A 17,925-nucleotide genomic window follows, 5' to 3' on the forward strand; every position below is an offset into this window, starting at 1 on the left:
CCTAAGGCCTTACGCCATCATTTTCTTCGCGTTTTCAATAACTTCTTCAATGCCACCTACTAAGCGGAATGCATCTTCTGGAAGGTCATCATATTTTCCTTCTAGAATTTCTTTGAAACCACTAACTGTATTCTTTACAGGTACGTAAGAACCTTTTTGACCTGTAAACTGCTCAGCTACGTGGAAGTTTTGAGATAAGAAGAATTGAATACGACGAGCACGATGTACAACTAACTTATCTTCTTCAGATAACTCATCCATACCTAAGATAGCGATGATATCTTGAAGCTCTTTATAACGTTGTAAAGTTTGCTGTACTTGACGAGCTACTTCATAATGTTCTTCTCCTACGATTTCTGGAGAAAGTGCACGAGATGTAGATGCTAATGGATCTACGGCTGGGTAAATACCCATTTGCGTTAAACGACGCTCTAAGTTTGTTGTTGCATCTAAGTGAGCGAACGTTGTAGCTGGTGCTGGGTCAGTATAGTCATCGGCTGGTACATATACCGCTTGGATAGACGTGATAGACCCTTTATTTGTAGATGTAATACGCTCTTGTAATTGACCCATTTCTGTTGCAAGTGTTGGTTGGTAACCTACCGCAGATGGCATACGACCAAGAAGGGCAGATACTTCAGAACCCGCTTGCGTGAAACGGAAGATGTTATCGATGAACAGAAGTACGTCTTGTCCTTGCTCATCACGGAAATGCTCAGCCATTGTTAAACCTGTTAATGCAACACGTTGACGTGCTCCAGGTGGCTCGTTCATTTGTCCGAATACCATCGCAGTTTTCTTGATTACGCCAGAATCGCTCATTTCGTGGTATAAGTCATTACCCTCACGAGTACGCTCACCTACACCAGCGAATACAGAGATACCACCGTGCTCTTGTGCGATGTTGTTAATTAATTCCTGAATTAATACTGTTTTACCTACGCCGGCACCACCGAATAGGCCAATCTTACCACCCTTAATGTAAGGAGCAAGTAAGTCTACTACTTTAATACCAGTTTCAAGAATTTCTACTTTAGTAGATAATTCTTCGAATGCAGGTGCTTGACGGTGAATTGGATCACGATGTACATCTGCAGGAACCTCACCATCTAAGTCAATTGCATCACCTAATACGTTAAATACGCGACCAAGTGTTACATCACCAACTGGTACAGAGATTGGTTTACCAGTATCTTCTACTTCTGTGCCACGAACAAGTCCATCTGTGGAAGACATTGCAACTGTACGAACTGTATCATCACCTAAATGAAGTGCAACTTCAAATGTTAAGTTAATACTTCCGTTTTCGTTGCTTTGTTTTACCGTAAGGGCGTTGTAGATTTCTGGTAGCTTTCCGCCATCAAACTTAACGTCTACAACCGGACCCATGATTTGCGTAACGCGCCCTTTATTCATCGGGTTCCCTCCTAGCTTTCTTTTAATTAGCCAACTTTCTACGAGCAGCTAGCTTTTAATTTTTTATTGGTTTATAGCTTACGCGACTCTTTTGACAGAGCCGCTTCCGCTTTTTATTTAATCTAGCTCCAGCGGTTAGAATGTTCGGTGGCTTCGCTTTTTCCTACGAGGCACAAATCGCCTCTACGTCAAAAGCTCCATCCCCCTCTCATTCTGAACGAACCGCTTCCGCCTTTTAATACTATTCTAACGCTGCTGCTCCACCAACGATTTCCATAATTTCTTGCGTAATCGCTGCCTGACGCGCACGGTTGAATGAAAGTGTAAGTGAATCGATAACTTCCATTGCGTTGTCTGTAGCACTCTTCATTGCTGTCATACGCGCTGCGTGTTCACTTGCTTTACCGTCTAGTAATGCACCGTACACTAAGCTTTCTGCGTATTGTGGCAATAGTACTTTTAAAATTTCTTCTTCAGAAGGTTCGAATTCATAAGCTGTCGTCGGTTTGTCAGACGCCACATCAGTAAGCGGTAAAATTTTATTTTCCGTTACCTCTTGTGAAATTTTACTTACGTAATGGTTGTAGTAGATGTACAGCTCATCATAAGCACCATCTGCGAACATCGCAATTGCTCGAGAAGCAAGGTCTTTAATATCAGTAAATGATGGATGGTCAGATAATCCAACTACTTCATCAATAATGTTAAAGCCGCGACGTTTTAAATAATCACGTCCTAGTCGTCCAAGCACAATAATAGAATATTGGTTTGAATCCATATTATGACGTTCACGAATTACGTTACTTACTGTACGTAATACGTTACTGTTATAACCACCTGCTAGTCCGCGATCAGACGTAATAACGATGTATCCTGTACGCTTTACAGGACGCGCATTTAGCATTGGATGATTAATCCCTTTGCTTCCTTGCGCAATGCTCGCTACTACTTCTTGAATCTTTTCCATATACGGAACGAAAGATTTAGCATTTTGCTCTGCACGGTTTAATTTAGATGCAGATACCATCTCCATCGCTTTCGTAATTTGACTCGTTTTCTTTGTCGAGTTAATCTTCGCTTTTATATCGCGTAAAGATGCCACAGGTTTTCACCACCTTTTTTCCGGAAGTTGGCACGATTAGTAAGAATCCTCTTCCTAATCTACGTTGCAAGATATTCTTGCTCATGATTGAAGGAAAAGAATAGGTGCACCTACTCTTTTCCTTTACATGACCTTTAGCAATCTCAGAGCCCGAGATGCCTTTTATATATACTATCTAGCTCCAGCGGCTTGAATGCTCGGTGGCTTCACTTCTTCCTACGAGGCAAACACCACCTCTTCGTCAGAAGCTCCATCCCCCTCACATTCAGAACGAGCCGCTTCCGCTTTTATTATTCAGAAGCTACAAATACTTTTTTAAATCCATTGATTGCTGCTGCAAATTTGTCGTCATCCGCAAGTTTCTTAGTTGTGCGGATTTCTTCTAATAAGTCAGTCGCATTAGAATCTAACCAAGCATGGAATTCTTCTTCAAAACGAGTGATATCTACTACTGGGATATCATCTAGGAATCCACGTGTTAAAGCGTAAAGAATGATAACTTGTTTCTCTACACGTAATGGTTTGTGTAATCCTTGTTTTAATACCTCAACAGTACGAGCACCACGGTTTAATTTCGCTTGAGTTGCTTTATCAAGGTCAGAACCGAACTGAGCGAACGCTTCTAACTCACGGTAAGATGCAAGGTCAAGACGAAGTGTACCTGATACTTTACTCATTGCTTTAATCTGAGCAGATCCACCTACACGAGATACAGAAGTACCCGCATCGATCGCTGGACGTACGCCAGAGAAGAATAGGTCAGATTGTAAGAAGATTTGTCCATCCGTAATAGAAATTACGTTTGTTGGGATGTATGCTGATACGTCCCCTGCTTGTGTTTCGATGAAAGGTAGTGCAGTTAAAGAACCGCCGCCTTTTGCATCACTTAATTTTGCTGCACGCTCTAATAAGCGAGAATGTAAGTAGAATACATCCCCTGGGTAAGCTTCACGACCTGGAGGACGACGTAATAGTAATGACAGCTCACGGTAAGCCGCTGCTTGTTTTGATAAGTCATCATATACTACTAATACGTGTTTACCATTGTACATGAACTCTTCACCCATTGTTACACCAGCGTAAGGAGCTAGGTATAATAATGGAGCTGGTTGAGAAGCAGATGCAGTTACAACGATTGTGTACTCTAATGCACCGTGCTTACGTAGTGTTTCTACTACGTTACGTACAGTTGATTCTTTTTGTCCAATTGCTACATAGATACAAATCATATCTTCATCTTTTTGGTTAATGATTGTATCAAGTGCAACCGCTGTTTTACCAGTTTGACGGTCACCGATGATTAACTCACGTTGACCACGGCCAATTGGTACAAGAGCATCGATCGCTTTAATACCTGTTTGAAGTGGCTCATGAACAGATTTACGATCCATTACACCTGGTGCTGGACTTTCAATTGGACGAGTGTTTGTTGTATTGATTGGGCCTAAACCATCAACTGGTTGACCTAATGGGTTTACAACACGACCAATTAGTTCTTTCCCTACCGGTACTTGCATGATGCGACCAGTACGACGAACTTCGTCACCTTCACGAATTTCTGTGTAAGGTCCTAAAATGATAATACCTACGTTGTTTTCCTCTAAGTTTTGTGCTAGTCCCATAACGCCGTTAGAGAACTCTACAAGTTCACCAGCCATAACGTTATCAAGACCATGAGCACGCGCGATACCGTCACCAACTTGGATAACTGTACCAACATCACTAACTTCGATTTCAGACTGATAGTTCTCGATTTGTTGCTTTATCAGTGCGCTAATTTCTTCAGCTCTGATGCTCATGTGCTTCACCCCTATCTATTCTTCATTAATTCACGCTGAATACGTGCTAATTTTCCTTGTAAACTTCCATCATAAATGCGATTTCCAATACGTACTTTAATGCCGCCTAGTAAATCTTCATCTACAACATTTTTCACGCGAATTGCATCTTTTCCTGTTCTCTTCGCAAATGCTTCTGCAATGTTAAGCTTCTCTTCTTCTGATAGAAGACGAGTAGAATATACAGTTGCGTCCGCTACGTTACGTTCTTCATTAGCAAGAACAACATATTCATCTGCAATTTCAGGTAAGATATCAATGCGTTTGTTATCAATTAAAATATATAACGTATTTAAAATAGATTCAGAAACAGATCCGAATACGTTTGCAAGAAACGTTTTCTTTTGTTCCTTTGAAATGTTCGGTTGCGTTAAAAAGCTATGTAGTTCTCCGTTCTTTACATAAACGTTTTGTACAAGGCGTAATTCCTCTTCAAACATTTCTAATACGTGTTTTTCTTTAGCAATTTTAAAAAGAGCGACAGCATAACGTTTTGCTACAATCCCATTGCTCATCGCGCTTCTCCTACTTCTTTAATATAATCGCGAATTAACTTCACTTGATCTTCTTCTTTTAACTCTTTTTCAATTACTTTAGAAGCAATTTGAACAGATAAAGAAGCAACTTGTTCTTGTAAAGCAGCAATTGCTTGCTCTTTTTCGCGTTGAATTTCTTGTACAGCAGATGCTTTAATTGATTCTGCTTCTTCTTTCGCAGCAGCAACAATAACATCTTTTTGATCTACAGCTTGCTTTTTCGCTCTTTCGATTAACTCTTGTGCTTCAACACGTGATTGTTTTAACATTTCACGTTGTTCTTCTACTAATTTCTTCGCCTCAGCATTACTTCTTTCTGCAGCGTCGATTTCATTAGTAACATGCTCTTCACGTTCTTTCATAATTCCCATTAAAGGACCCCACGCAAATTTGCGTAGCATTACTAATAGAAGTAAGAAAATGAACAATGTATAAGCAATCGTTCCAAATGGAATGGCAGCACCTAATAATAAAGTTGGCACAAGGATTCACTCCCTTCAAAATATCTAAATTGATCATATGAAAAAAAAAGACATACGTTTCATTCATAAAGCAATGGCGAAGAAAGTTCGGAAAAACACTCTTCGCCATCTATGTAAGGGGAGTCTCCCTTATTTGTTCATTACGATGAATGCAATAACTACACCGATGATTGGAAGTGCCTCAACTAAAGCAACCCCGATGAACATAATTGTTTGAAGTGCGCCTTTTAATTCTGGTTGACGAGCAACACCTTCGATTGTACGTGATACGATAAGACCGTTACCAATACCTGCACCTAATGCTGATAAACCAATTGCAATTGCAGCTGCGATTACACCTAAACTCATTTAATTTGTCCTCCTTTGTATTATAAAAAAATAAATTTTTTCTTACTTAAATTATATTAATGGTCATGGCTTACTTTATGAGCCATATAAACCATCGTTAACATAACGAAAATAAATGCTTGGATTGATCCAACGAATACACTGAATCCCATCCACGCTAACATTGGTACAAGCGCACCTACTGCCCCAAGGACTGATGCTCCGCCCAACTTAGCAAGTAATCCTAATAAGATCTCACCTGCATAAATGTTACCAAATAAACGAAGACCTAACGTTAATGTGTTAGCAAACTCCTCAATAACCTTTAATGGGAATAAGAATTTCATAGGTTGGAAATAACCTTTTACGTACTCTTTCGTACCCTTCATCTTAATTCCATAATAATGGGTGAGGGTAACTACCATCACGGCTAATGTTAATGTAACTGCTGGATCAGACGTTGGTGATCTCCACCATGCAATATGTTCGCCAGCTTCAGTTGCTGAATACATGAATGGTAAACCAAGGAAGTTCGATACGATGATAAACATGATAAGCGTAACGCCAAGCGTTAAGAAACGTCCACCTGTTTTCCAGTCCATCGTACTATTGATAATCCCTTTCACGAAGTCAAACACCCATTCCATGAAGTTTTGCATCCCGGTTGGGCGAAGAGCTAAGCTGCGAGTTCCGATAACAGCGATTAAGAAAACAATAACTGCTGCTACAGTAACCATCATAACTGATGACAAATCGAACGTTAAACCTAGAAATTCAACTAATTTACCGTGTTCCACTAGTAATTCACCTCTCTTCCCTGCTCTTATACTCTAAATAAAGAAAATCTATGATCATGACAAGGTATCCTGTCAGCAATCCTACACCTAGGCCCCACATCGCGATTAACTCTTGATATTTGGCTGCAAATAAAATTAATAACCCAATCGTGGCGAATCTTGAATATGTACTTACCGCTGTTGCCTTGAACTTCACGTTTTCTCCATTTGTTACGCGATCTAGCAGCTTGTCTGTTCTACGTGCAATGATGCGCAAACTAAGAAAACTGAAAATCGTCCCGATAATCAGTCCAAGAAATACATCCTTGTAAGAGGTAAATCCCCATCCTAGCACTAGAAGCGCAAGCAAGTAGTACATATATTTCTTTTGTCTTTGGACAAGTCCATGTACGTCTATCATCATTGCTCTCCCGAATAGTAATGTCGAATGAGTCGAATCATTGCGTATACCCCTGTTCCTAGTCCGAGTAATAACCCTATAATAAGAAACAACGGAAACGTTCCAACCTTATTATCAATCCACTGCCCACCAAAGATTCCAACAAGAATAGAACCGACTAATTGAGCAAGAATACCTGACATTAAAGCATAAGCTTTTATATGGCTGCGATCGTTTTTTTGCAAGGATTCATCCCTCCAATATGTAACCCTCATTCACGATGTGTTAATAATAACTCATTTTTTTGCATAAATCCTATACAAAACAAAAAGTTTACATTTTCGTCACGGAATAGATGTAATTTTGTCACTGAAAGCCCTACCATCTATCCCCGTTGTTAGCATACAATAGGGTATTAACAGTGTCAACGAGAAATCGTAAAAAATCTAAAAATTTGAGTATTAGGCATTTCCTCCCAAAAATGAAAACGTTCCCCTTCTAAATACTGGTTACATATATGCAATTTCTAACAGTTTTCTCTTTATAATAGAAGGAAATGTTCACAAGTTTGTCACTATTATATTTTCGAGATATAACGCTTTTCTTCCATAATATAGTGTTCCTCAGACGTAAGACTTCTATATTATATGTGAGGTGTATGCAACTTATGTTGTATATACGATGTATATTTATCCTCTCCCCCTCCCCTACTTGCTTACAGCAAAAAAGACGAGCTGGGGAATCTCCCCTGCTCGTCAGTTGTCTTACTTCGTTCCGAATAAACGGTCACCAGCATCACCAAGACCTGGCACTACATATCCGTGGTCATTTAATTTCTCATCTAATGCTGCTACATAAATATCAACATCAGGATGTTCTTCTTGTACTACTTTTACCCCTTCTGGAGCTGCAACGATACACATTAATTTAATTTGTTTCGCACCGCGCTTTTTCAGAGAGTTAATTGCTTCAGCCGCAGAACCACCTGTTGCTAGCATCGGATCTAGTACGATAAAGTCACGCTCTTCTACATCCGTTGGAAGTTTCACATAGTATTCTACCGGTTGCAATGTTTTAGGGTCACGGTATAAACCAACGTGTCCTACTTTTGCTGCTGGAATTAATTTCAGAATTCCATCAACCATTCCTAAACCTGCACGTAAAATCGGAATTAAACCAAGTTTTTTACCAGCGATCACTTTTGTTGTCGCTTTGCTTACAGGTGTTTCAATTTCAATGTCCTTAAGTGGAAGGTCGCGAGTAATTTCGAAAGCCATTAAGCTTGCTACTTCGTCCACTAATTCACGAAAATCTTTCGTACCTGTATTCTTATCGCGAATATATGTAATCTTATGTTGAATTAACGGGTGATCAAATACATACAGTTTTCCCATGTGAATCTCTCCTTTAGATGATATTCATGCGTTTGCACGCTTTTTTACACTATTTACGATTGTAAAGAAAACGCTACTAATATTCAAGGGCAAATTTGGCAAAATCATGATTTTATGATGAATCTATCTAGTATCTTTACCAATTATGGGAGCTGTATCCTTCATTATATCGCCAAAATTTATTCATCATTTGTATACATACTTTAAAAATAATATATGTCCATAAAAAAGACCGCCAAAACAATTAAGTCTCGGCAGTCTTCTTCAATCTATTATAGATTTGGATACATTGTGAATTTGCTAGTTAACGCTTCTACACGCTTACGTACTTCTTCTAATGCAGCTTCATTTTCATGATTTTTTAATGTATAAGCAATAAGTGACGCAATTTCATCCATTTCTTCTAAACCGAAACCACGAGATGTTACAGCTGCTGTACCGATACGTACACCACTTGTTACAAATGGGCTTGCTGTTTCAAATGGAATTGTATTTTTGTTCACTGTAATACCAACTTCATCTAATACGTGCTCTGCTACTTTACCTGTGATTTCTAAGTTACGAACATCAATCAAGATTAAGTGATTGTCTGTTCCGCCAGAAACAAGTGTAAGTCCTTCTTTTTGAAGACCTTCAGCTAAGCGGTTCGCATTGTTAATGATATTTTGTGCATATGTTTTGAAATCATCTTGAAGTGCTTCACCAAATGCAACAGCTTTTGCAGCGATTACGTGCATAAGTGGACCACCTTGAATACCAGGGAAGATTGATTTATCAATTTGTTTTGCAAATTGCTCTTCACATAAAATCATACCACCACGCGGACCACGTAACGTTTTATGTGTTGTCGTTGTAACGAAATGTGCATGTGGTACTGGATTTGGGTGTAAACCAGCAGCTACTAAACCAGCGATATGTGCCATATCAACCATTAAATAAGCGCCCACTTCATCTGCAATCTCACGGAATCGCTTGAAATCGATAACACGAGGGTATGCACTTGCACCTGCAACGATTAATTTTGGTTTATGTTCTTTCGCTTTTGCTAATACATCATCGTAATTAATACGGTGAGAGTCAGCATCCACGCCATATTCTACGAAATTATATTGTACTCCACTGAAGTTAACAGGGCTTCCGTGTGTTAAGTGACCACCATGAGATAAGTTCATACCAAGTACTGTATCGCCTTGCTCTAAAATCGTAAAGTATACTGCCATGTTCGCTTGTGCACCAGAGTGTGGTTGAACATTTACGTGCTCTGCGCCGAAAATTTCTTTCACGCGATCACGTGCGATATCTTCTACTACGTCTACGTGTTCACAGCCACCATAGTAACGTTTTCCAGGATATCCTTCAGCATACTTATTCGTTAAAACAGAACCTTGTGCCTCCATTACTGCTTCACTTACGAAGTTTTCCGAAGCAATTAACTCAATCTTTGAACGCTGTCTTCCTAGTTCTGCCTCAATTGCAGCAAATACCTTTTCATCTTGACGTTTTAAATGATCCACCAAAATCCCCCTTTTCTGAACGAATTACATCGATTCCCAACAGTTTTTTCTTATTTATTCAGAAAAAACGAAAATTCAGGTTGTAATTCTTTCGAACCTTCATGTTTTCAACTACATTCTAACATGACTTTCTATATCATAAAAGAAAAAAAAGACCGAAAATCGGTCTTTTCTTTCTTCTATTATAAAGTCAGACAACATACCTTTTATCTTATGATAAACAGTTACTATATGACTTCCTAATTTCTCATATTTAACGGCAAGTGGTAGTCTCTTCCACTGCCGCATAGACAGCACGCGCTCCACCAATTAGTTTTCCACGTGTTTTGGCCATCGTTACATGCGCACTTCCAATTGCCTTCACACTTGTACGAACCGGAACAGCTACATGCTTTAAATGCATACCGATAAATGTATCACCAATATCCATTCCTGCATCAGCTTTAATAAACTCAACTACTACCGGATCTTTCAAATTGTGATACGCGTATGTCCCCAATGCACCACCTGCTGATCTAACAGGCGTAACTGTTACAATTTCAAATTGATATTTTATCGCTACTTCTCTCTCAACTACTAAAGCACGGTTTAAATGCTCACAACATTGAAACGCTAATTCAATACCTGTTCGCTCTTGAAATTGTTTTAACTCAGAGAAAATCGCCTCTGCTACTTCCATCGTTCCTGATGTTCCAATTCTTTCGCCTAGCACTTCGCTCGTGCTACAACCCACTACAAAAATTTGACCGCTTTGTAATGAAGCTTGTTCTTGGAAATCAGAAAGCGACATTTGTAGCTGTTCTCTTACCTTTACGATTTCTGTCATTACGCCTCTTCCTTTCACAGGTTGGTTCACCAAATTATATTTCACACTACTGATAGTTAGAATCTATTACTTTGTTTCGTATGTTTTAATTTTTCCTACGCGGTTTTCGTGACGACCACCTTCATAGTCAGTTGTTAACCAGATTTTCGCGATATCACGCGCTAGACCAGCACCAATTACACGCTCGCCCATCGCTAGCATGTTAGTGTCATTATGCTCTCTCGTTGCTTTCGCGCTGAAAGTATCATGAACTAACGCACAACGGATACCATTTACTTTGTTTGCTGCGATTGACATACCAATGCCTGTCCCACAAACTAAAATACCACGATCTACTTCACCATTCGCTACCATTTCAGCTGCTGGAAACGCAAAGTCAGGGTAATCAACAGAACCAGCTTCACATTCACAACCTAAATCAATATATTCAATATTTAACTCTTCTAATAAACTTACAAGTTCTTTGCGGATATTCATACCGCCGTGATCAGATGCTATTACTACTTTCATTTTTACCCCTCCAAATTTTCAATCAATTATCTTCATTTCACACTCGCTACCTCACATAGGAAGAAGTGATCTCCAATATCGTATTATACACGAAACATCAACCTACTGAATGTTTTTTCAGTAAAGTTTGTACAAGTTTTTCCATCTCATCTAACGTTTCTTTATAAATAGAAAGCGAGCCTCCAAATGGATCTGAAATGTCCTTGCCTATACCTTCAGTTAATCCATATAACGTATTTAATTTCTTTTCAACGCTCGGATAATGCCCAAGTACAATTTGTTTATGGTTTTCTGTCATCGTTACAACAATATCAGCCCAATCAAGCAAAGTTTCATTTACTTGCTGCGCCGCATGATCAATTAAAATTCCTTTTTCAGCTAAAGCTTCCTTCGCATGTACCGATGCATCGCTCCCAGGATAGGCGAAAACACCAGCAGATTGCACTTCAAACTTATCTCCTCCGTGATGACGAAGCAACGCCTCAGCCATTGGACTACGACATGTATTGCCAGTACAAACAAATAACACTCGTTTCATTCAAACCCACCCCTATATTCGATTTCTTACCATTCATCATAACTTACATTAGAATAGAACAAAAGAAATGTGAATATACAAAAGGCGCATTTCTCTTATATTTTTTCTAAGAAAAATGCGCCTTATCCACATATATGTGAAACCCTATTTCCAAGTGCCTAGAGTATTTTAACATACATGCTGAACATGCAACAAAAATAAGGAATCCATTTCATACGAAACGGATTCCTCTTATATTGCAATTATTTCATTGTAACTTTCATTACTTCTGTTGAACCTTTTGTAGCTGCTACGCCTACAGTTGTCTTAATAGACTCAGCTGCATCTGTGTTTGTAATAACAATTGGAGTAATTGTGCTTTTCGCTTTTTCACGGATTAATTCTAAGTCGAATGAGATTAATTTATCTCCAGCTTTTACAGCTTGGCCTTCAGAAACGTGAGCTTCGAAACCTTCGCCTTCCATTTTTACAGTTTCTAATCCAACGTGGATTAAAATTTCTGTACCGTTTTTCGCTTTAATTCCGATAGCATGTTTTGTGTGGAATAATTGTACGACTTCACCATCAACTGGAGATACAACTACACCTTCAGTAGGATCGATTGCAACACCGTCACCCATCATACGACCAGCAAATACTGGATCTGGTACTTCTTCAATATTTTTCACTGCTCCAGTTAATGGAGCTACGATTGTTTCTTCATTTGTTTTTGAACCAAGACCGAATAATTTTTTAAACATAGGATAGTCCTCCTTATAATTTACCTAAAAGTTTATAGGGCAATCCCTAGTAAAGCTCGGGATACATGTAAGACTTCATACTTCGAATATTATACTGTAAAAACGCTTTCGAAATAAATTACGTCATTACTAATAGACTCTTATTGTAGCGCTTCACAAAATTCCAGTCAATTCTGATTGTCTGAATAACAATTAGAAGTTAACTTCTATTTATATTTTCTCTTTTTTCGCCCAACTTGTCTAGAGGTCTTTACTACATTTTATTTTTTGTTGTTAATTTGTAAAATTTAATTCAAACTTTTTTCGATATCCACTTGACTAAAGTAAGTAACTATTTTATTATTACTTACGTAAGGTAAGTTAATAACTTTTAGGAGGTTTTTAAAAATGATGGATTTCGGTCTACTTATTATTCGTCTTATTATAGGAATTACATTCATGGGTCATGGCGCTCAAAAATTATTTGGTTGGTTCGGCGGTTACGGTTTAAAAGGAACAGGTGGCTGGATGGAGTCAATCGGTTTACGTCCTGGTGTATTTATGGCATTTATGGCTGGCGCAACTGAATTACTAGGTGGTTTCTTATTTGCATCAGGTATTTTCATTGTAGTTGGTTCATTATTTATCGTTGGAACAATGTTAATGGCTATCTTCACTGTTCACGGAAAAAATGGTTACTGGGTAACACAAAACGGATATGAATATAACTTAATGTTAATCGCTGTCGCTGTTGGTGTAGCTTTAATCGGACCTGGCGCATACGTTTTACTTTAATTTTTATCTCAAATTTGAGATTCTTGAAAAAAGAACTTACTTCATTACAATTGAAGTAAGTTCTTTTTATGAAACAAAATATTATTTCCAGCAGGATTTTCTCATCGTTATCTTGTAAACAAACAATAAGTATTCATATTTAGAAAGGGGATTACAAGCATGTTATCCATTAATCCAAATGAACAAACTGAAAAAGATAATTACAAATTACTTACTGGAAGTATCATCCCTCGTCCTGTCGCATTCGTTACTTCTGTAACAAAAGAAGGCGTACTAAACGGAGCACCATATAGTTATTTCAATATTGTGGCTGCTAATCCACCACTTATCTCAGTATCTGTACAACGAAAAGCCGGAGAAAGAAAGGACACTTCCCGAAACGCAATTGAAAAAGGAGAATTTGTCGTACATATTTCTGACGAATCATATGTAGCAGCAATTAACGAAACAGCAGCTAACCTCCCGCCAAATGAAAGTGAAATTGAACTAGCAAAACTAACACCAATTGAAAGTGAAGTCATCTCTGTTCCAGGTGTAAAAGAAGCAAATATTCGAATGGAATGCGTATTAGAACGTGCAATTCCACTTGGCGGAACGGAAGACTCACCAGCTTGTGATCTACTAATTGGACGCGTCGTTCGTTTCCACGTTGCCGAACATCTATATGAAAAAGGGCGCATTCACGCCGAAGGACTCAAACCAATAAGCCGCCTAGCAGGACACAACTATGCAAAATTAGGAGAACAATTTGAATTGGTTAGGCCAGTTTAAAAGTGGAAGTGGCCCGTTTAGCTCTGACCAGCTAAGGTTCTCTCGCACAAAAGGTGCTTTTTACCTTTCGTGCGGGAGGTTCTTAGATGCGAAGAGCTGGCCACTGGAACTGGATAATATCTAAAAGCGGAAGCGGCTCGTTCAGAATCGCAGGACACTTCAAGCTCTTCGCATGAAGCGCTTTTTGCTTCATGCGAAGAGCTTGCCGCTGGAGCTGGATATATTTAAAAGCAAGGCGGCTAGATTCCTCCCATCACTCAAATATAAAATCCCCTGCTTTTTAGCAGGGGATTTTCTCATTGTAATTCTTCCTTCTTTTCCTCTAAAGTAGGCATTTTCTCTTTTTTCGTCTTCCCTAGCTTAATTACGAAGAAGTATAGGGAAAGCAATGTGATAAGAAAAACAATTAAAAACGGGTACGGAGAGTAAAAGGCACGCGCCGCCTCAGTCTTTCCCGCAACAAATTTCAATGACTCAATATCTAAAAACTCAGCAAACATTTGTACACCGAGCATACTAAACCAAAAAACAAAAAAACTAATAATAATACCAAAAACTTGCTTCAATCTCTTCATTCATCTCATCCTTTCTATATCTGTAATTTTTAGTGCAATAAATATAGTACAAACAAAATATTCACAGAAAGGAACTATCTCACCATTCACGAATTAACTTAATCCAACCTAACATCGAAATTTGCAAAATAATACCCCAAATTATAAGTCTTCTTAGCCATCGAGGATAGAAGGTCAAAAATTTAACATACCATTCCAATAGCTTGTTCATAATTCCCTCCTACATAAAATTATATAGGAAAAAGGATATATAATCCAAACCCAACCAAAATGATACCACCTACTATCTCACCATATGTACCGAGCATATCTTTCGCATGTCTCCCAATTAATAAACCCATCCACGCTAATAACATGCTAACAAATCCAAAAAGTAAAATCGTAATAATTGTTTGTGCTCCATAAATACCAAGACTAAGTCCTACTGAGAAACTATCTATACTGACGCCAAATGCAAATACGAATAAACTAATTCCAATAGGGGCTGTTCTAGTCTCTTCATTTTGTAAAATGCTCGAATATACGATATAAAACCCTAGTCCGATTAATAAAATAGCACCCGCAAAATGTGCGATATCTCCATACTTCTCTGATAAAAAACGACCTAGTACCATTCCTATAAACGGCATAATAATATGAAATATCCCTATCGTCATACCAATATACAGGATTTGTCTTAACTTTAGGGGTATCATCCCCATACCAAGACTCACCGAGAACGCATCCATCCCTAAGGCGAATGCCATAATTATTAAAGGTATTAGCTGTTCAAACGTCATTCATGCCCCTCCTTGGACGTGCTACTTCACAATATGCTTATCCAAGGAGAAATATTCTGTTTGCTAATCTTACCTTATCATTCAATAATAATATGATGTCCTGCCGCTTTTGTTAAACGATTCATAATTGCATTCCCTATTCCTTCATTAGGGAATGACTCACTAAAAATAACATCCACTTCACTTGCATCAAATGTTCTAAGTACATCATATAATTTAGTCGCAACACTAGCTAAGTCACTTCTAACACCACAAGATAATATAACATCAGCACTATATACATGCTGATACTCTTCTGTCGTTAATACGCCTACTTTAAATCCTTCTTCCTTTTTCTCATCCACAAGATGCTGAATAAACTCACGTGAGCCCTCAACAATACTAAGTGGTGCTTTCGGGGCATAATGTGTGTATTTCATTCCAGGCGATTTCGGTTTTTCCTTCTCATCCTTTAAAGCTGGATCTAAAGAAACAGTACCTATCACCGCTTCTAATTGTTCTTTCGTAATCCCACCTGGACGTAATATTGTTGGAACCGCGCTTGTACAATCAATTACAGTTGATTCAACGCCTACTCCAGTTGCACCACCATCAACAATACCTGCAATCTTCCCATTCAAATCTTCATATACGTGAGAAGCTAATGTTGGACTTGGACGCCCTGAACGATTCGCACTTGGTGCCGCAACAGGTACATTTGCCTCTTCAATAAGAGCAAGTGCAATTGGATGATCAGGCATTCTTACTCCAACCGTATTAAGTCCTGCCGTCACCTTCTCTGAAATCCCTTCTTTTCTCGGCAAAATAATTGTTAATGGTCCTGGCCAAAAATGCGCCATTAACTTCTCTGCAACTGGTGGAATTTCTTTCACAATCCCATCTAACTGAGATTTTGTACCTATATGGACAATGAGTGGATTATCACTCGGTCTTCCTTTCGCTTCGAAAATTTTCGCGATTGCTTCATCATCCATCGCATTTGCACCTAACCCATATACTGTTTCCGTAGGGAAAGCAACCGCCTCATTTTCTCTTAATAATTTTGCTGCTTCTTGTAACTGTGGATAATATTTTTTTCTTTCCACAACATTATCCACAACCCACATGTTTGTATGCATTTTTTTCCACGTCCTTTTCTACCCTTAAATACTTGTATATTTTTAGTTTACTATGAGATTTATCCAAAAGACAAACAAGGTTTATCCACAAAATGTGGATAAACCTAATTAATCCGTGGATAACTTTGTGAATAGCTGACAATTTAGTATTATTGCATTCTGCTCTTTTATATTTTTACAAAAATGTTCTAGTTGTTGAATTCCCTCTGGAACCTCATCCTTTTCTATAGTAAAAAAGTCAAAAAACTGAAAGATCGGTACAGATTGTGGATGATTTGTTAGTAAGTACAATTGTTGAACACTTTTTTCTTTCATATACTGCAAAAACATTTCAAAAAAATATAAGAAAGTCTGTTTATCCACATGAGGTGTGAATAAACAAGAACGAATAAGCACATCTTCCCCACTTTGTTCATAACCAATTACAGCTCGTATTTCTTCCGCCTCTTCCAAAATCATAAATTGTGCGTACAACTCATTTATTTTATCATCTTTTTTATTAGCTTGTCCGAAAAAAGAATGTAATCTTTCCACATCTGCTTTCGTAGCAAAATACACTTTCTTCATAATAAATCCCTCCTCATTTTTATATATGAAGAGGGATTTATTAATAGTACTATTTAGAGAATAAAGATGTAAAAGCTTCTACAATAAACAATTTAACTTCTGGCTTTTCTTCTTCCTCTTCTACTTTTACATACTCATTTTGCTTTTCTTGTTTTTTCTCCACAGGTTTCTCCACTTTTTCCACAGTTTTTATTTCTTCTTTACTTACAGGCTGCTCTTCGACTTTTGTTTCATTTTTTACTACTTTCTTTTCAGAAGCTGTTACTTTTTTTACTACTTCCTGCTTTACAGCTTTCGTTTCTTTTACCTTATCTACTTTCTTCTCTTCTTTATCTATTACTTCCTCATCTAGTTGTTTCACCTGCTCCTCTTCAGGAGATTCCGCCTTCACAACGTGCTCTTCTTTTCTTACAGCTGTCCCGCTCGAAAAATCTAAGAAACACATTGGTGGAAATAATACACACCACCAGTTCGCCCCTTCACCTTCTCCAATTGTGATTAATACTGCTTCATATTCTCCTGCTGGATAAATAAAATTCCCGTATACCTTTGTAGGAAACTTTACATTCTTACTAAATTTCACTTGAAATGAATCTTTACTTCCTTCTCTTTTTAACGTATTTTCCACCGTTTTCTCGATTTCTGGAATATGACTTTGAATTACTTTGCGTGCCTCTTCAAATGAAGTTAAATCCGCTACCCACCCATCAATTTGTGCTTTTACTTCATCACGCACTTTACGCTTTAATGCCTGGTCTTTATCTGAATCACTATTTGCTAAAATTCGTAATCGAACGGCCTCTTTCGGAATAACTGAAGGCCCTTTCGCATCAGCTTTCATATATCCAAACTGCACAAGTAACTGTGCACCAATTAATAGTATAAGAAGATAAGCAATAACTTGTTTTTTCATTTCCTCCACCGTCCCTTCTACAAACAGTG

At 38.2% G+C, this 17,925-nt stretch carries 24 protein-coding genes; 2 read left to right on the plus strand and 22 right to left on the minus strand.

Annotated features, from left to right (window positions below):
* Positions 1-9 precede the first annotated feature (9 nt).
* The 16 genes from atpD to ACS2CR_RS11985 all read right to left on the minus strand — a co-directional run bounded on the left by atpD (position 10) and on the right by ACS2CR_RS11985 (position 12,399).
* A complete protein-coding gene (atpD, locus tag ACS2CR_RS11910; protein WP_001032593.1) occupies positions 10-1,416 on the minus strand; it encodes a F0F1 ATP synthase subunit beta in 1,407 nt (468 codons plus the stop codon).
* A 241-nt stretch (positions 1,417-1,657) separates the two neighbouring features.
* Positions 1,658-2,518, minus strand: a complete 861-nt coding sequence (gene atpG / locus ACS2CR_RS11915; protein WP_309567684.1) for a F0F1 ATP synthase subunit gamma — start codon at positions 2,516-2,518, stop codon at positions 1,658-1,660.
* Positions 2,519-2,808: 290 nt separating this feature from the next.
* Positions 2,809-4,317 (minus strand): F0F1 ATP synthase subunit alpha, encoded by a 1,509-nt coding sequence (gene atpA / locus ACS2CR_RS11920; RefSeq protein ID WP_000027518.1) that lies wholly within the window; start codon positions 4,315-4,317, stop codon positions 2,809-2,811.
* 11 nt (positions 4,318-4,328) lie between these two features.
* Positions 4,329-4,871, minus strand: coding sequence for a F0F1 ATP synthase subunit delta (atpH, locus tag ACS2CR_RS11925; RefSeq protein ID WP_000064683.1), 543 nt, complete (start codon positions 4,869-4,871; stop codon positions 4,329-4,331).
* On the minus strand, positions 4,868-5,374 hold the full coding sequence (gene atpF / locus ACS2CR_RS11930) for a F0F1 ATP synthase subunit B (protein WP_001142618.1): 507 nt from the start codon (positions 5,372-5,374) through the stop codon (positions 4,868-4,870). The genes atpH and atpF overlap by 4 nt, the downstream gene beginning before the upstream one ends.
* A 129-nt stretch (positions 5,375-5,503) precedes the next feature.
* Positions 5,504-5,722, minus strand: a complete 219-nt coding sequence (gene atpE, locus ACS2CR_RS11935) for a F0F1 ATP synthase subunit C (RefSeq protein ID WP_000052064.1) — start codon at positions 5,720-5,722, stop codon at positions 5,504-5,506.
* Between the two features lie 56 nt (positions 5,723-5,778).
* Complete coding sequence (gene atpB, locus ACS2CR_RS11940; protein ID WP_000399872.1) at positions 5,779-6,498, minus strand: F0F1 ATP synthase subunit A; 720 nt, start codon at positions 6,496-6,498, stop codon at positions 5,779-5,781.
* Positions 6,499-6,505: 7 nt separating this feature from the next.
* Positions 6,506-6,898: an ATP synthase subunit I gene (locus tag ACS2CR_RS11945; RefSeq protein ID WP_000567600.1), complete on the minus strand. Its 393-nt coding sequence runs from the start codon at positions 6,896-6,898 to the stop codon at positions 6,506-6,508.
* Complete coding sequence (locus tag ACS2CR_RS11950) at positions 6,898-7,122, minus strand: AtpZ/AtpI family protein (protein WP_001171223.1); 225 nt, start codon at positions 7,120-7,122, stop codon at positions 6,898-6,900. Before ACS2CR_RS11950 ends, ACS2CR_RS11945 begins: the two co-directional genes overlap by 1 nt.
* A gap of 26 nt (positions 7,123-7,148) precedes the next feature.
* The gene (locus ACS2CR_RS11955) at positions 7,149-7,262 is read right to left on the minus strand and encodes a DUF4024 domain-containing protein (RefSeq protein WP_000232962.1); all 114 of its coding nucleotides are present in this window, start codon (positions 7,260-7,262) and stop codon (positions 7,149-7,151) included.
* Between the two features lie 379 nt (positions 7,263-7,641).
* A complete protein-coding gene (gene upp / locus ACS2CR_RS11960) occupies positions 7,642-8,271 on the minus strand; it encodes a uracil phosphoribosyltransferase (RefSeq protein WP_000517539.1) in 630 nt (209 codons plus the stop codon).
* A gap of 272 nt (positions 8,272-8,543) precedes the next feature.
* Positions 8,544-9,785, minus strand: coding sequence for a serine hydroxymethyltransferase (gene glyA / locus ACS2CR_RS11965; protein ID WP_000349807.1), 1,242 nt, complete (start codon positions 9,783-9,785; stop codon positions 8,544-8,546).
* 253 nt (positions 9,786-10,038) lie between these two features.
* Entirely contained in the window at positions 10,039-10,611 is a 573-nt protein-coding gene (locus tag ACS2CR_RS11970; RefSeq protein ID WP_000136381.1) for a TIGR01440 family protein, read from the minus strand.
* Positions 10,612-10,677: 66 nt separating this feature from the next.
* Entirely contained in the window at positions 10,678-11,121 is a 444-nt protein-coding gene (rpiB, locus tag ACS2CR_RS11975; protein WP_000869542.1) for a ribose 5-phosphate isomerase B, read from the minus strand.
* Positions 11,122-11,218: 97 nt separating this feature from the next.
* Positions 11,219-11,659 (minus strand): low molecular weight protein arginine phosphatase, encoded by a 441-nt coding sequence (locus tag ACS2CR_RS11980; RefSeq protein WP_000832369.1) that lies wholly within the window; start codon positions 11,657-11,659, stop codon positions 11,219-11,221.
* A gap of 242 nt (positions 11,660-11,901) precedes the next feature.
* Entirely contained in the window at positions 11,902-12,399 is a 498-nt protein-coding gene (locus ACS2CR_RS11985; protein ID WP_016111024.1) for a PTS sugar transporter subunit IIA, read from the minus strand.
* A gap of 387 nt (positions 12,400-12,786) precedes the next feature.
* Here ACS2CR_RS11985 and ACS2CR_RS11990 point away from each other — a divergent pair, with 387 nt between their 5' ends.
* Both ACS2CR_RS11990 and ACS2CR_RS11995 read left to right on the plus strand, forming a co-directional pair.
* Positions 12,787-13,173, plus strand: coding sequence for a DoxX family protein (locus ACS2CR_RS11990; RefSeq protein ID WP_000968616.1), 387 nt, complete (start codon positions 12,787-12,789; stop codon positions 13,171-13,173).
* A gap of 159 nt (positions 13,174-13,332) precedes the next feature.
* Positions 13,333-13,944, plus strand: a complete 612-nt coding sequence (locus ACS2CR_RS11995) for a flavin reductase family protein (protein ID WP_000949055.1) — start codon at positions 13,333-13,335, stop codon at positions 13,942-13,944.
* A 296-nt stretch (positions 13,945-14,240) separates the two neighbouring features.
* Here the strand turns inward: ACS2CR_RS11995 and ACS2CR_RS12000 are convergent, their stop codons facing one another.
* The 6 genes from ACS2CR_RS12000 to spoIIR all read right to left on the minus strand — a co-directional run bounded on the left by ACS2CR_RS12000 (position 14,241) and on the right by spoIIR (position 17,896).
* Complete coding sequence (locus ACS2CR_RS12000; protein ID WP_053513738.1) at positions 14,241-14,519, minus strand: DUF3935 domain-containing protein; 279 nt, start codon at positions 14,517-14,519, stop codon at positions 14,241-14,243.
* 79 nt (positions 14,520-14,598) lie between these two features.
* Entirely contained in the window at positions 14,599-14,730 is a 132-nt protein-coding gene (locus ACS2CR_RS12005; protein WP_001037636.1) for a hypothetical protein, read from the minus strand.
* A 19-nt stretch (positions 14,731-14,749) separates the two neighbouring features.
* Positions 14,750-15,298 carry a manganese efflux pump MntP gene (locus tag ACS2CR_RS12010; protein WP_000142463.1) on the minus strand — a complete coding sequence of 183 codons (549 nt, stop codon included), beginning with the start codon at positions 15,296-15,298 and terminating at the stop codon, positions 14,750-14,752.
* 77 nt (positions 15,299-15,375) lie between these two features.
* Complete coding sequence (locus ACS2CR_RS12015) at positions 15,376-16,416, minus strand: L-threonylcarbamoyladenylate synthase (RefSeq protein WP_000557351.1); 1,041 nt, start codon at positions 16,414-16,416, stop codon at positions 15,376-15,378.
* A 108-nt stretch (positions 16,417-16,524) separates the two neighbouring features.
* Entirely contained in the window at positions 16,525-16,983 is a 459-nt protein-coding gene (locus tag ACS2CR_RS12020) for a mechanosensitive ion channel protein (RefSeq protein WP_000758437.1), read from the minus strand.
* 49 nt (positions 16,984-17,032) lie between these two features.
* Positions 17,033-17,896: a stage II sporulation protein R gene (gene spoIIR, locus ACS2CR_RS12025; RefSeq protein ID WP_000745063.1), complete on the minus strand. Its 864-nt coding sequence runs from the start codon at positions 17,894-17,896 to the stop codon at positions 17,033-17,035.
* Between the last annotated feature and the right edge of the window lie 29 nt (positions 17,897-17,925).

It is taken from the genome of Bacillus cereus group sp. BceL291 (genome assembly GCF_051776705.1).
GTDB classification, from domain to species: Bacteria; Bacillota; Bacilli; order Bacillales; family Bacillaceae_G; genus Bacillus_A; species Bacillus_A cereus.